Genomic DNA, 13,718 nt, shown 5'->3' with positions numbered 1-13,718 from the left:
AATAGTCTTATGAAAACTGCATTTCTCATCCGCAATTCACCATTCCATATATCGTGGTCCCCACGGGGGCCGTGTTTTACTTGGTTTATCCCGCTTGCGTCCGTTGTCTCGTCCGGTCAGGAAATCCCAGATGGCCTGCAAGTCGAGGTTGTAGCCGAAGAAGACCGAACCATCGAAAAAATCGCCGTCCTTGCCGCTATTGCCCCATGGAAAACCGTTGGGTGCATAGCTTGAGTAGGCCAGAATGAATCCACCCGGAGACCAGTCGTAATACCCGAACCCATAGGTGAAATCAGGGTCCCCGGTTGTTGTCTGGGACGAGTCCGGGTAAAGGTTGCCCTGCGCCCATGCACTGATATTTCCCCAGATAGGTACGGAAAATCCCAGACCGAACCATTGCTTCCACCAGCGTCCTTCCTGATATTCCGGGGTCAGGTTGTAGGAGGTCCAGCCCAGTATGCGAGCATCTTCATCGGGATGCAGTACCCGGACTATCTTTTCAGGCACTTCGAACCTGTAAGTCGTGGTGATGGTCCCCGCGTTCAGGTCTGTGAACTCTTCCCCGGACTTAGGCGAAAGCCTGTTCCCGCCGTAGTTGGAATATTCAATGGACAAGGTGTCCGGGGCGTAGTTGGCGACCCCGAAGCTGTAGCTGAAATCCGGCTCATACCCCTGCTGGTAATTGGGGTCTGCGTACTGGTAGAAGGTCACCCTGCCGTAATAGGGGGAGAGTCCGTTAAACCCGATGGTCTGGGTAAAGGACTGTTTGACTATCTCCTTGGGGGAATTGCCGTCCTTGTTGGCTTGCTCGATGCTGCGTACCGCAGTGGTGTAACCAACGTTAATTGACATCTCCCTTGCCAGCACTTCGCCGAAGCTGCTTTCGCCATTGAATTTTTCCGTATCGATTTTAAAAGAGCGTTCCATCATGTCCCAGAAACTCCAGCCTTTTTCCTCGCTGCCATACAGCTTTTTCAGGCCGGGATCAGGGATGTTTTCCATGTAAAGGTCATAGGCGTGGCAGGGGGTGCCCATAAAAAGCACCAAGAATAACCCCATACACAAAGACCTGAACATCATTTTTTGCCTAAAGCCCTCCCTTGCCCTGAATGCGCAGGAAGGGGCCGAATTTTTTGTAGTAAAGTGTTTCCAGAATGATTCCGTTGGTGTTGCAGGTATTAACTGCGTTCACCCGTCCGTCGTCTTCATAAAAACCGGCGTAAAAGCCGTTTTCCTCAGTGGTTAAAGTTGAAATTTTATCCACCAGTTTTGCCGTGTATTCAGTCTCATACAAACAATGCCAGCCCAGTGCGCCTTTAGTGGAAAGGGTTCGCCAATCCGGGGATTGCATGCCCTCTGAGGTGATGCAGGCCCATTTTTTACCTTCACCGTAAACCGTGTTGTAAACAAAGTACGGGTCTTCATTGAGAGCGGTTTCGGTTACAGCGGTAAGGATTCCTTCATTTTCGTAGCGTTTTTCTTGCGCGAGGTAGATACGGTATGCGAATTCCCGCGAGTAGTAGTCGAATCCGAATTCAATTCCGTCCAGAATGTACGGCTCGCTGAGAGCGTAGGTGTGAGCCCCGAAGATTGCCGAGGCCCGAACATCTACCGGGACTTCCACTCCCTCAATTTCCACCAGTCCGGTATGGTCGAGGTAGTTGTAGGCATCGCTGATATCAAAACCGAGCAGGGCAAAGGATTTGGATACATATTCCTCGTAACCCAGACGTCCTTCCTGGTTAAGCTCTTCGGCTCCGTTTTTGTAGGTTACCCCGTAAAGTACACCGTCTTTGAACATGCGGGTGTAATCCCAGCGGGAAATGATCTTGCGGACCCTTGGGGTGTATTCGCTGTACTCATACAAAATGACATTCAAGGGAACGAAAAGGCGTCCGATATCAATGGCACTCCATCCGGTTCCTGTTTCGGACGGTTTGTTTTGGTAGTCAGTCATGGAAAGTGACTTGGTGTCGTAGGCCTTGTTAGGCAGTTCCCCGTTGTAGAGCGGGATGCGTTCCAGCGCATCCAAAGCTTTTTCCATGCGGGTGTGGAATTCGCTGTCATCAATGATTTCCAGACGGTGAACAGAAATCAGGCCCAGCAGGTAGGAGGCGGTATCCCAGAGAGTGGTAAAATGGAATCCGGCCACAGAGTCGGCCAGCCCGGTGTCTGCGTTGTAGTTGGTTTCAAAGTATTTCCACGCTGTGCGGGCCATGGACATCTCTTCAGGGGAAAGATTACGCAGGGGCGGACTCGGAATTCCTTCAGTGAATTCCACGGCGAGCACGGCCCGGCCGTTTACGTCCGTCCCTGCAAGGGTACGTTTTTCCTGAAGGTGACTTAAGTCCGTCAGGAAAAAAATGATGAACCCGGTGGTTATCAAGCCCAGAATTACCGCAATTTGACTGCGCATTTCCATAATTTGTTGTTTTAAACTCATAACAGTCTACTCTCATCAGTTTTCCATGTGGCGGCGCGAACTATGACCATCAGCGAGGACATGTTCAGCATTGACCAGAATGTGGCGATGATGAAACCCATCAGGTCATATTCATAACCCAATGCCATCCGGCCCAGATACCAGATGATCCCGGCAACATTCAGTGCAATGACAAAGAGTTGCGGCTTGACCAGATCAAGCCTTGCTTCGCTTGATCCTGTTTTAGGAGTGACCTTGAATTTGATGGTATTCCCTTTGAGCACGGTCCAGATAGCTTTGATATTCAGGGGGAAGAAGGCCACGTAATACTGCACGTTACGCAAGGTATTCACTCCCCATGTCCCGAGCATGAATGTGATCTGGCTGATTATCTGGAACGTGAGAATGTGGATGAAGAAATCAAGGTCGAAGCCCTTCACCGGAACCAGTCCGGTAAAATAAAATATGGGCGGGGTGATCAGGAAAATGATCATCCAGAAGGCCGCGAAATATGAAAAGGTGGAGGCGAAATACATCATCCGCTGGCCTGTATTCAGGCCGGGCAGGGTCAATGGATTGTCCCGGCGCAAGAGGTCCAGCGTACCTCCGGCATATTTGAAATTTTGAGTCAGGTAGGCTTCAAGGTCCTGCGGGGAGAGCATTTTGGAGAGTACTTCCGCATGGTGGACGGATTTCCATTCCCGGCTGCGGTCCGCATGCAGGAGCATGGAGGTATAGATGTCCTCGGAGACATGGTATTTGTATGGTGTAACCTCGGTATCGCTCATGAAACCGCGTGCCGCACCTAACCGGATAGCTTCGGCAAGTTCCGGATCATCCATATCCTTGCTGGCCTCATGGGCATGGTTTTCCACTTCATCCATGTAACGCAGCAAGGCTGCCCGCAAGACAGCCTCACGCCTATGCAGGGACCCAGCGCCGCAGCAGAATGAAGCATTGTAATTCATGCGCCGCCGCAGGATGCAGTCATAGAACATCCTGGGATCGCTTCCGAAAATATCCTTCCCGACATTTATCGGACCGATGATCCGTTCAATGAATGCGCCGATTTTAGCGGCCCGTGAGCCAAGCTTGCGTTTAAGCAAGGCTTCGAACCCTTCTCCTTCCGGAATGTCGTAGAACCATTGCGGAGTCTGGACCCATGCTACGTCCGGGTCGCGGAAGTAACCCATGGTCTGCTCAAGGAATTGCGGGAATGGGCGGGTGTCGGCATCAAGAATTACAATGATGTCTCCGTGGGTCAGTTCCATGGCATTGCGCAGGTTCCCGGCTTTGAAACCACGGTTGTCTGCACGGGTGATGTAGTTGACCCCCTCTTCCTTAGCCACCACACGCATCTCTTCCCGTTTGCCGTCATCAAGGACATGGATTTTGATATCTGCCGGGTGCGGATAGCTCACTGCCTTGGAATCGCGGATGGAATAGCGTACCAGCTCCGGATCTTCCGTGTATGTGGGTAGGAAAATGTCGATGCTGATGGGGCGGTCTTCGGGAGGGCGTTCCTTTTCAGCCATAATCTCACTGATCATGGCCGGGGCAGGTTTTAGCGGTTCATCCTTGTGCGCCCAGAGGTTCACGATGAACAGGGTTGTACTCAGAAAAGCCAGTGTTTCAGCCAATGCCAGCGGTATAGAAAACCAGAGGGCTTCAGTGTTCAGGGAATAGAACCAGCGCCAGTGAAAATACCAGACGCCCATAGCCAGATTGATGGTCGCCAGATATTGGTAAAGGAACTGCCGCCCCGCCGAAAACGGCACCGGGCTGTACGGTTTCCTGTGTTCATATTCCGAGAAGTAGAAGTCTTTCATGGTCGATCAATACCCTTCCAGAGCATCTTTTTCGCAGGGAAAGCTATGCAGCACCTTGTTCAGTCTGGTCAGGCGAAGCAGTTCTTCCACCTGTTCAGCTACGTCACAGAGCTTGATGTCGCCTTTTACGCCCACTTGGCGCATGGCGGAAATGATTGCTCCAAGTCCGGAGCTGTCGATGAAGTCTACATTTTCCAGATTGATCAACAGCCGCAGATTTCCTTCCTCAATGAGCTTGAGCATGGTGTTCTTGAAATCCACAGCTGTGCTGGCATCAAGGCGGTGGGTTCCGGGCTTGATGACGCAAATGTCATTCACGTTTTTAATGTCAACTTTCAGCATGTATTTTCCTCCTTTATAAATTCCTATGCAGCATCCGAATACGCATCACATCCATGAACATGCGGATGGAATCACGCAGCGGGTCAACCTTTGATCCTTCGGCATGTTCCCATTTTACAGGTACTTCTTCGATGCAATAGCCCAGTTTGCGGGCTAGAAAAAGCTGCTCCACATCAAAGCTGAACCCGTAGAGTCTCTGTTTATCAGCGATCTTGTGGGCTACCTCATTGCGGAAGGCCTTGAATCCGCACTGAGTGTCCTTGATGCCGCGAACGGCAAACAGACCGACAACCGAGTTGAAGACAAAACTCATCAGGTCGCGGTAAAATGGCTTTTTTTCCACTTCCGATTCAGCCATGCGCCGGGAACCGATGGCGATATCGCAGCCCTGCTCAAGGACGGGCAAAAGCTTGTTGATTTCCTCGATGGGTGTGGAAAGGTCGGCATCGGAAAAGAGCACGAATTTACCTTTGGCGCGGAGCATTCCCCGGGCCACGGAAAAACCCTTGCCCACGTTTTTTACGTTTTCCATGATGGCGCTGACGTTCTGATCCTTCATTTCCTGATTGTAGATATCTACAGTCTTAACCACTTCGGTTGTCCAGTCCCGGCTGCCGTCATCCACGATAATAATCTCGCTTTTGTAGGGCTGTGCATCGAGGAACTCCTTTACTATGTACAGGGTGTCGGCAATGCGCTCCTGTTCATTGTAGGCCGGTATGACTACCGAAAGGTAAAATTCAAAGTTTTTATCGCTCATGAGATACCTCATTTTTTGGCTGTGAGCACAACTCCTGCCGATATTACTAAGATTCCGGTCCAGCGTGTTGCGGAAATGGAATCCCCGAACATCCACCATGAACCTATGGCTACCAGCACGTATCCCGAGCTGAGCAACGGATAGGCATAGCTGAGGTCCAGACGGCTTAAGACCGCCACCCAGATTATCATGGCCAAGCCATAGGAAACCAGACCGCCGAATACCCACGGCTGAAAGATAATGGTAAAAGCGGTCATGATGGACGGTTCACCCAAGGGCCCGAGCACGACCATGCCTTTTTTCATAAAAAGTTGTCCCAAGACACCGAGGATCACTGAGCAGGCAACAAGCAGGTACGATTTCATTGTCTAGCTCCTTGAGATCAGGACTATGCCCAGTATGATGGTTGCAATGCCGATATAGCGGTGCATGGGAATCTCTTCTTTAAAGAAATATTTTGATGCAATGGTTACCAGTACGTAGCCCAGACTCATCATGGGATAAGCAAGGCTGAGTTCCATACGCGAAAGGACCATGAGCCAGAGAAAGGCTCCTGCTCCAAGGGCTCCGATGCCCATGATAATGTGTATGTTCGCAGCTGCGGCAACGATAGATTTTCCCGCAGACATTTCTTCCTTGATGCGGACCGCGCCGAGTTTCTGGAATATCTGGCCCAGTGTGGTCATGGTTACGGATAGAACAACGAGCAGGTATTCCATTTATGCGCCCCCTTCAGCCGTAAGCTGTTTTTCCATGCTCAGGACATTGTTGCCCTGCCTGCGTTCGTAGCTGACCGAATCCATGACCTGTTTTATAAGGAAAAGTCCGTATCCGCCTTCCTGTGGGGTATCCAGATCAGGGGTCTGGATCAGTTCAAACTCAAACCCGGGACCGGAATCTTCCACTTCGATAATCAGCTTTTTACCATCTGAGATTAAGCGCAGGGCAATACTTGATTCCCCGAGGGAATGGCTGTGCCGGATTGCGTTGGAGACTGCTTCGGAAACAGCAAGATCAATGTCCTGTCCTGTTTTTTCGTCTATGGGCAGGATAGCCCTGCATTGGCGGACCATTTCCGCACTGATGGACATGTTTTTCAGGTCCGCGCTGAATCTGCGGCTCATGAAAAGAGGGTGGTTCATGATCCGCCTCCTGTACTACGTAAGGTATGAATTGTAATTTCCGGCGGGCAATTGAAGCGGGCCTGCACACCGGAGCATCCGGCTCCGCGTGAAGTATAGCCGGACATATTTCCATGGTTCCAGCTGCCGGTGGTCATGGAGCGTGGACAGGCTGCGTGGGTAATGACCGGGATTCCTCCGGGCAGGCAGATCTGCCCGCCGTGGGTATGGCCGCAAAGGTAGAGTTCCACTGAGCGGGCGGAGGCTTCCGCATATAACTCCGGGGAATGGCTGAGCAGAACCGTTGGTATTCCTCGCGGCCGTGATCTGAAGGCCCGGTCAAGGTCATGTGTTCCGTAAAAGTGGGGATCATCCACACCGGCAATGAAAATTTCGGCACCATTGTGCTTGATGGACTGGCCCTCGTTGAGCAGCATACGTACCCCGCTTTCTTCAAGGTCCGGAACCTGCTCAATGAAGTCGTGGTTGCCAAGGATGCCGTATATGCCGTGGCGTGTTTTTATCTGGGTTGCCAGCCGGGACATGCCTGTCGCAGAGGCTTTGTGGCTGTGGTGGGTCAGTAAACGGTAGTCCCCGGTAAGTACGCAGATATCGCAAAGCAGGGGAGCGACTGATGCTAATAGAGCTTCCCCTCTGTCAATGAAACCGTCGATGTGGATATCGGTCAGGTGCAGAATTTTGAATCCATCAAGCTGTTCAGGAAGTCCGGGGATGGAAACCGTGTTCTTTTCGATTTTAAAATCAAGGCTATTGCTTCTTCCCTTGTCACGCATACCAGTGATCCGCAGGACCGTATCCACGAAATTAACGAAACTATCCAGATTTTCCAGATGGATGTGCCCGAACCCTTTGCCGAACCATGAAGCAGCGTGCTCGACCTGCATTCTCAAGCGCTGTGAGATTGCTTTTTCTCCCATACGCCGGGCAAGGGCGGAGTATAAATTGTATGGCAGTGGATTGCTGCTCATGTTTACGCCCCCGTGAACTCTAGGCAGCAAAGGGTTACATCGTCCTGCAAAGGTTGATTTTCACCAAAGGCCAGCATTTCATCGTAAACGCAGTCCAACAGGCGAACCGAACCTTCTGAGGAATGGTTTAGTACGCAGGATTCAAGGCGCGGTGCCCCGAATTGTTCGCCTGTTGGGGATTCGTACTCAGAAAGGCCGTCTGTGTAGCTGATTAAGCGGTCGCCGGGATGGAAAGAGACAGTATCCTGTTCAAAAGGGATACCCACATTTAAGCCGATAACGCTTCCCCCTTTTTCAAGATGCTCAATATCCCCGTTTTTGCGCAGCAGGAGGGGGGGCAGGTGTCCGGCACTGCTGTAGGTTAGAGTTCTTTCAGACTTACTGATCACGCTGTAAAACATGGTAAAATGTTTATTCATCCGTTCAATGGGAAAGTCTGCATCAAGCTGCTTGAGCAGTTCTGAGGGGGGGATTACCTTGTTCTGCAGTGCTGTGAAATGATCGGAGCGTGAGAGCAGCCGGGAGACCGAAACTGCAGCCAGTGCAGCGGAAACCCCGTGTCCGCTGATATCCAGCAGGTAAAATGCGGTTTTGTCATCATCAAGGGGAACCAGATTGAACATATCGCCGCCGACATCCCCGCTGGGTTTGAACATCCAACTCAGACAGACATTTCCAAGGGTGCAGGTTTCCTGCGGCAGGAAGCTCTTCTGAATATAGGCTGCTGCCGCCAGATCCTCTTTGATGATCCGGGCCTTTTCTTTGTTACCGGTGATCAGCTTGTGCTGTTCCAATCCGGCATTGATGACATTGGTGATGGTGTCGCGTTCCGCCGGTTTAGTCAGAAAACGGAAGACATGTCCTTGATTTAGAGCTGTGAGGGCTGCTTTGATGTCTGCGTGTCCGGTCAGGATTATGCCGATGGCGTCTTCATCAAGCTTTTCAATTTCCGCAAGAAATTCCAGCCCGTTCATATCCGGCATTTTTAAGTCGGATACAACAACGGGATAGGGACCGTTCTCTTTGAAAAGTGCCAATCCTTTTTCCGGATGGTCGGCAGTATCAATTTTAAATTCTTTGCGCAGCAGACTACGAAAGGAAGTAAGTATATTCGGGTCGTCGTCCACAAAGAGAATTCTGGGCTTCATCAGTGCAAACCTCAGCGAACCAGTATAGAGTTAAGCTTTAGTATGATATTAATATAAATCCAGACAAAAGGTCTATTAAATAAATAGTTTTTTAGGTCTAAAGCGATATTGAGAAATATTTAAAGGGAAGTGTTTTTAGATTGAAAACTTTATAATACAGGGTATTGCGTAATCAGCTGATGGGCAGGCGAATGGTGAAAGTTGTGCCCACGTCCGGTATTGAATCAAGGTCGATTGTACCGCCGTGCTTGGTAACGATAATGTCATGGGCGATAGCTAGTCCCTGTCCGCTGCCTTCTCCAACCTTCTTGGTTGTAAAGAACGGTTCGAATATTTTATCCCGGATTTGGTCAGGAATTCCAGCCCCATCGTCGCTGATGCTGATGCAAACCTCTTCGTTGCTCTGATATGTGGAAATGATTATTTCTCCGTTTTGTCCTGTCCCTTTATATTTGTCCCTGATGGCATGGGCTGCATTGACGATCATATTCAAGAGGACTTGATTTATGTTGCCTTGGAAGCATTTGATCAGCGGAATATCTCCCAGCTGCATATCCATTTTAGCGTAATACTTCCATTCATTGCGCGAAACAGTGGCCGTAGTCGTAACCAGATTGTTGATGTCAACGGGTTGTTTCTTTTGCTGTCCGGGATGTGAAAAGTCCTTCATTGCCTGCACGATTCCTGCTACCCGGCTGACTCCGTCCTGTGCGCGGTCGCATGATTCGGGGATTTCAGTGACGAGAAAATCCAGATCTTCATCTTCAGCTATGCGGTCCCGCTCTTTGAGCAGGTTCGGGAAAAGCCCAGCTTTGCGGCATTCGTTAAGAATGCGGTTGTCCAGCAGATGGATTTTCAGGAAATCCTCAAATGCTTCTTTTTGAAAATGGACTGAGTTGCCTACGTATTGGATCGGGGTGTTGATTTCATGGGCGATGCCTGAAGCCAGCCTGCCTATGGATTCAAGTTTCCGGGCCATTTCGAGCTTGCGTTCAAGATTCTTTCGTTCGGAAATATCAAAGAGGATGACTGCCAGATGCGGACGGACTCCTATGGTAATAGGAAGCACATGACGCGTAACGGGAAGGGGGTGCCCGTCATTTCCGAGAATTACAGTCTCCCTTATGGATTCAGTTTCGTATGATCGGGGACATATCTCTTCCAGATATTTACCCTGACTGGCGAAAGTTCGATCGCAATTGCGGCCCAGAATTTTGCCTCTTGATAAGCCGAACATGGTTTCGGCTACTTCATTAGTTTCAGCAATAGTCCTGCTTTCAAGGTCAATGATCAGGAAAGCAGCGGAAATCCCGTCCAACAGTGAGCGGAGCAATTCCCTGTTCTGGCGGATTTCGGTTTCGGCTTTTTTGCGTTCAGCCACTTCCACGGTTAGTTCGTCTGTCTTGCGGGTCAGGGCTGCTGTACGTTCATCGACAAGTTGTTCCAACTGATCGTTCAACATGCGCAGTCGTCTTTCCTGCTCCTTGCGCTCGGATATATCGCGCACAATAGCAGTAAACATAACTGCGTCCGGGGTACGAATTTCATTAATGGAAAGATCAATGGGGAAGCGTGTTCCGTTTTTCTGTACCGCTTCAATCTCCCTTCCGATTCCGATAACTTTCGGGACGCCTGTTTTCAGGTATCGTCTGATATAGCTGTCGTGGTTCGGTCTCAGTTCAGGAGGGACAAGGATTCTTACATTCTTCCCGTCGAGTTCGCCGGGAGCGTATCCGAATATTTTTTCCGCAGCCGGGTTTACGGATAATATCTTTCCACTGGAATCGGCAGTGACAATGGCATCGATAACTCCGTTAAAGAGGGCGGATAATTTGGCTTCCCGGTCCTCAAGAGATTTCTGGGCCAGTTTTTTTTCAGTTATGTCACTTTTGATGGCTATGAAATTGCTGACTTTGCCTTGTGAATCCAAAACCGGGGTGATGCGTTGCTCTTCATAATATGTTTCGCCATTCTTGCGGCGGTTAATTAGTTCTCCGGTCCATGTCTTTCCGGAAAGGATAGTGTTCCATAGATTTTTATAAAATTTTGATGATTGCTTGCCTGACTTAAGTACTTTTAATGTTTTGCCATACACTTCGTCGAACTTGTATCCGGTCATGGAAGTGAAAGCCTTGTTGATCCAGTGGACCCGGCCGATGTTGTCCAGAATGACAATGGCATTGGCTGCTGCGGCCAGCGCGGTCCCTTGGGTGCGGTATTCGGCTAGTTCTTTTTCCTGCGATGAATCCCGGGCAATGATGATGGTGGTCGGCGGACCATCAATTGTTTCAAGATATTGAACTTTGACTACAAAAGGAATGTCCTGTGGTCCGAAGGTGTAGTTGCCTTGCTGAGAATTCTGGTTGCGCAGGGCAATCGAGAGCGGGTGTGCTTCAGGAGGAAGCTTCTGTCCGCGCTGGCAGAGGGGGAATATCTTGCTGACCTCTCTTCCCATGATGAAGATGCGCTTTAAGCCCAGCAAATGCGCAAAGCTGTCATTGCACCATTTGGCCTTGCCTTCGTGGTCGGTCCAGAGGATGGCTTCGTCAATGGAGCTCAGTACCGCTTCCAGTCTGCCGATGACTGAGCGCAATTCTGCAATGAGTTGATCTCTTCCCTTCATCAGGATGCCTTATTTGCGCGGGGAAATGCTGGCGGCAAAACTTTTTTTCCCGTCAATCTCACCGCTCAGGATATAATGGTCGGCAAGGGATAGTGAACCGTCGCTATTTTCAATTTCAAGGTCCAGATGCTGGCCTAGAAGGGAGGCTTTGCCAGTTGAAATGTAGGCGGAGAATCCAAGCTGGTGGGCGTCACGTAAGGCAGAAGGAATTATGATCGTTAAGGGCTTGCCCACAAGCTCTTCCGCTTGCCAGCCGAAGTCTTTGCTGAAGGCAGTATTGATCATGGTGATGATTCCATTGATATCTGCTGCAATAACGGGTTTATCTGTAATGGTGATCAGTTCTTCGAAGGTCATATTCAGCTCCGGTTATGGGATAGTTTGTTTATAATTGCGCTAACTATGCCACAGGGGCGGGAATTCTGACAAGGAAATTGGTTTATAATCAGGTAAGAGTTGAAGCTGCTAAATGGAAAGCGCCCCGGAAATTCAGTTGTAAATATCCGGGGCGCTATGTGGTTTGATTCTATGGGCAGTACTTAGCGTGAATTGATAATACTCCAGAGTTTATTTTTGCGTGGTAGAACTATGCGAGTAACCGCCGTATTCTGCACCAAGGGAATTGGTTACCGGATTCTTTTCAAAGTAATCCAAGCATCTTTTCAGGTCTTCTATAAGCAGTGATCCGAGATCTCGGCTGACCCCGTGGCGGACCAGAATGCGCATCAGCACCAGATCCTCACGGTGGGCGGGCATGGAGTAGGCCGGGACCTGCCAGCCTCTGGAGCGCAGTTTGTCCGACAAATCGTAGCAATTGAATCCGGGGGTGCTGCCTTCCTTAAGGGACCATGAAACAGCAGGAATACCGCCTCGCCCATTATACACTATGTCGAACACGCCCAGTTTTTCGATTTCATCGGCAATGTATGCTGCGGTGTCGTAGCAGGCCTGATGAATTTTGCGGTAACCTTCCTTACCCAGCCGCAGGAAATTGTAATACTGTGCCACGATCTGGCCTCCGGGTCTGGAAAAGTTCAGGGCGAAAGAAGGCATATTTCCTCCCAGGTAGTTGACCCAGAAGATGAGGTCGTCCGGAAGGTCCTCGCGGTCACGCCAGATAATCCAGCCTACGCCGAGAGGGGACAGGCCGAATTTGTGGCCGGATGTGTTGATGGATTTTACCCGTTTAATTCTGAAATCCCACTCAAGGTCCGGGTCGCAGAACGGGGCAATGAACCCTCCGCTGGCACCGTCCACGTGCACAGGGATATCAAGGCCGGTTTCTTCCTGCAGTTTGTCCAGAGCTTCGCAGACTTCTTTAACCGGTTCGTAATCGCAGGTGAAGGTCACTCCGAGGGTGGGGACCACGCCGATAGTGTTTTCGTCGCAGCGTTTGATCACTTCTTCGGGGCTCATGATCAAACGTCCTTTTTCCATGGGGATTTCGCGCAGTTCCACGTCCCAGTATTTGGCAAACTTATGCCAGCAGATCTGGACCGGGCCGCAGATCATGTTCGGCTTATCCACAGGTTTGCCCTGAGCTTTCATCTTTTCACGCCAGCGCCATTTCATGGCCATGCCGCCGAGCATGGCTGCTTCGGATGAACCGGTGGTGGAGCAGCCGAGGGTGTTTGCTGCATCCGGGGAATTCCAGAGGTCGGCCAGCATATGCACGCAACGGTTTTCCAGTTCCGCAGTCTGGGGGTATTCATCCTTATCAATCATATTCTTGTCCAAGCACTCGTCCATGAGCTGGTGGACTTCAGGGTCTACCCATGTGGAGCAGAAGGTCGCCAGATTCTGGCGGGAGTTTCCATCAAGCATTAATTCATCATGGACCACCTGATAAACATCCCTTGGAAGGTGCTCTTCCTCGGGAAATTTGTACTTGGGAAGCGTCAAAGAGAGGTCAGATGAGGCGTAGATATCATCCAGAAGCTCTTCTCTTATTTTATCCTTTTCGTGCAGCACTTTGGGCCTCCTGAATAGTTTGTTGGGAAATGATTATGAGATTGATTTAACTAATAGCTTTACCTGAGTTGAATAGGGTTTGAGATTCCAAATAATTTTTACGGTATGGAACAAAAAAGATCAACCGGGGATAATAATTTTGTGTGCTTCATGTGCGTGTCACAATGTATTTTGGGAAAGTTTGCGCAAAAATAAGATACCCCTTGTTACATTATTACTTTTCTTAGACTAAAAATAGATAAATCGAGTATGATATACAGAGGGCATATGTAATAAGTGACATTTTTTGTTTTATGACGACAAAAACGTCGCAGAAGGGTTCGGGCCTTGTAAAATCAGGGAATTTACTCATCTCTTTGGGTTTTGCGACAGTATCGTCGCATGCACATGTGAATGTTTAAAACAGCTATTGCGCTAACTTTCACAAGCTGGGTGTGGGTTTTCGTGAGTCCTTACTACTTTGGCCCGCTTATTGCTCAAGAGGGGGCGATGCGGCTGCAGACGTATTAGCAT

The 13,718-nt window shown here is 49.9% G+C and carries 13 protein-coding genes; all 13 read right to left on the bottom strand.

The genetic code is table 11. The annotated features are described in order from the left end of the window. Positions 1-36: 36 nt before the first annotated feature. On the bottom strand, positions 37-1,059 hold the full coding sequence (locus ACO05Z_RS18545) for a hypothetical protein (protein WP_421903672.1): 1,023 nt from the start codon (positions 1,057-1,059) through the stop codon (positions 37-39). Positions 1,060-1,087: 28 nt separating this feature from the next. Further along, the gene (locus tag ACO05Z_RS18540) at positions 1,088-2,443 is read right to left on the bottom strand and encodes a DUF3131 domain-containing protein (RefSeq protein ID WP_421903671.1); all 1,356 of its coding nucleotides are present in this window, start codon (positions 2,441-2,443) and stop codon (positions 1,088-1,090) included. Next, entirely contained in the window at positions 2,440-4,251 is a 1,812-nt protein-coding gene (locus ACO05Z_RS18535) for a glycosyltransferase family 2 protein (RefSeq protein WP_421903670.1), read from the bottom strand. The genes ACO05Z_RS18540 and ACO05Z_RS18535 overlap by 4 nt, the downstream gene beginning before the upstream one ends. Positions 4,252-4,257: 6 nt before the next feature. Then, positions 4,258-4,593 (bottom strand): STAS domain-containing protein, encoded by a 336-nt coding sequence (locus ACO05Z_RS18530; RefSeq protein ID WP_421903669.1) that lies wholly within the window; start codon positions 4,591-4,593, stop codon positions 4,258-4,260. A 13-nt stretch (positions 4,594-4,606) separates the two neighbouring features. Continuing rightward, positions 4,607-5,353 carry a dolichyl-phosphate beta-glucosyltransferase gene (locus ACO05Z_RS18525; protein WP_421903668.1) on the bottom strand — a complete coding sequence of 249 codons (747 nt, stop codon included), beginning with the start codon at positions 5,351-5,353 and terminating at the stop codon, positions 4,607-4,609. Positions 5,354-5,361: 8 nt separating this feature from the next. Beyond that, positions 5,362-5,718 (bottom strand): hypothetical protein, encoded by a 357-nt coding sequence (locus ACO05Z_RS18520; protein ID WP_421903667.1) that lies wholly within the window; start codon positions 5,716-5,718, stop codon positions 5,362-5,364. 3 nt (positions 5,719-5,721) lie between these two features. Then, complete coding sequence (locus tag ACO05Z_RS18515) at positions 5,722-6,072, bottom strand: EamA family transporter (RefSeq protein ID WP_421903666.1); 351 nt, start codon at positions 6,070-6,072, stop codon at positions 5,722-5,724. Then, on the bottom strand, positions 6,073-6,495 hold the full coding sequence (locus tag ACO05Z_RS18510; RefSeq protein WP_421903665.1) for an ATP-binding protein: 423 nt from the start codon (positions 6,493-6,495) through the stop codon (positions 6,073-6,075). Then, on the bottom strand, positions 6,492-7,463 hold the full coding sequence (locus tag ACO05Z_RS18505) for a metallophosphoesterase (RefSeq protein WP_421903664.1): 972 nt from the start codon (positions 7,461-7,463) through the stop codon (positions 6,492-6,494). Before ACO05Z_RS18505 ends, ACO05Z_RS18510 begins: the two co-directional genes overlap by 4 nt. Before the next feature lie 2 nt (positions 7,464-7,465). After that, entirely contained in the window at positions 7,466-8,611 is a 1,146-nt protein-coding gene (locus tag ACO05Z_RS18500) for a SpoIIE family protein phosphatase (protein WP_421903663.1), read from the bottom strand. 172 nt (positions 8,612-8,783) lie between these two features. Beyond that, positions 8,784-11,234 carry a PAS domain S-box protein gene (locus ACO05Z_RS18495; protein ID WP_421903662.1) on the bottom strand — a complete coding sequence of 817 codons (2,451 nt, stop codon included), beginning with the start codon at positions 11,232-11,234 and terminating at the stop codon, positions 8,784-8,786. A 9-nt stretch (positions 11,235-11,243) separates the two neighbouring features. Then, complete coding sequence (locus ACO05Z_RS18490) at positions 11,244-11,591, bottom strand: PAS domain S-box protein (protein WP_421903661.1); 348 nt, start codon at positions 11,589-11,591, stop codon at positions 11,244-11,246. Positions 11,592-11,801: 210 nt separating this feature from the next. Beyond that, positions 11,802-13,205 (bottom strand): glutamate decarboxylase, encoded by a 1,404-nt coding sequence (locus ACO05Z_RS18485; protein WP_421903660.1) that lies wholly within the window; start codon positions 13,203-13,205, stop codon positions 11,802-11,804. Between the last annotated feature and the right edge of the window lie 513 nt (positions 13,206-13,718).

Source organism: Maridesulfovibrio sp., assembly GCF_965230075.1.
Taxonomy (GTDB): domain Bacteria; phylum Desulfobacterota; class Desulfovibrionia; order Desulfovibrionales; family Desulfovibrionaceae; genus Maridesulfovibrio.
The sequence above is the reverse complement of the archived record's forward strand: the minus strand, read 5'-3'. Positions and strand labels throughout refer to the sequence as shown.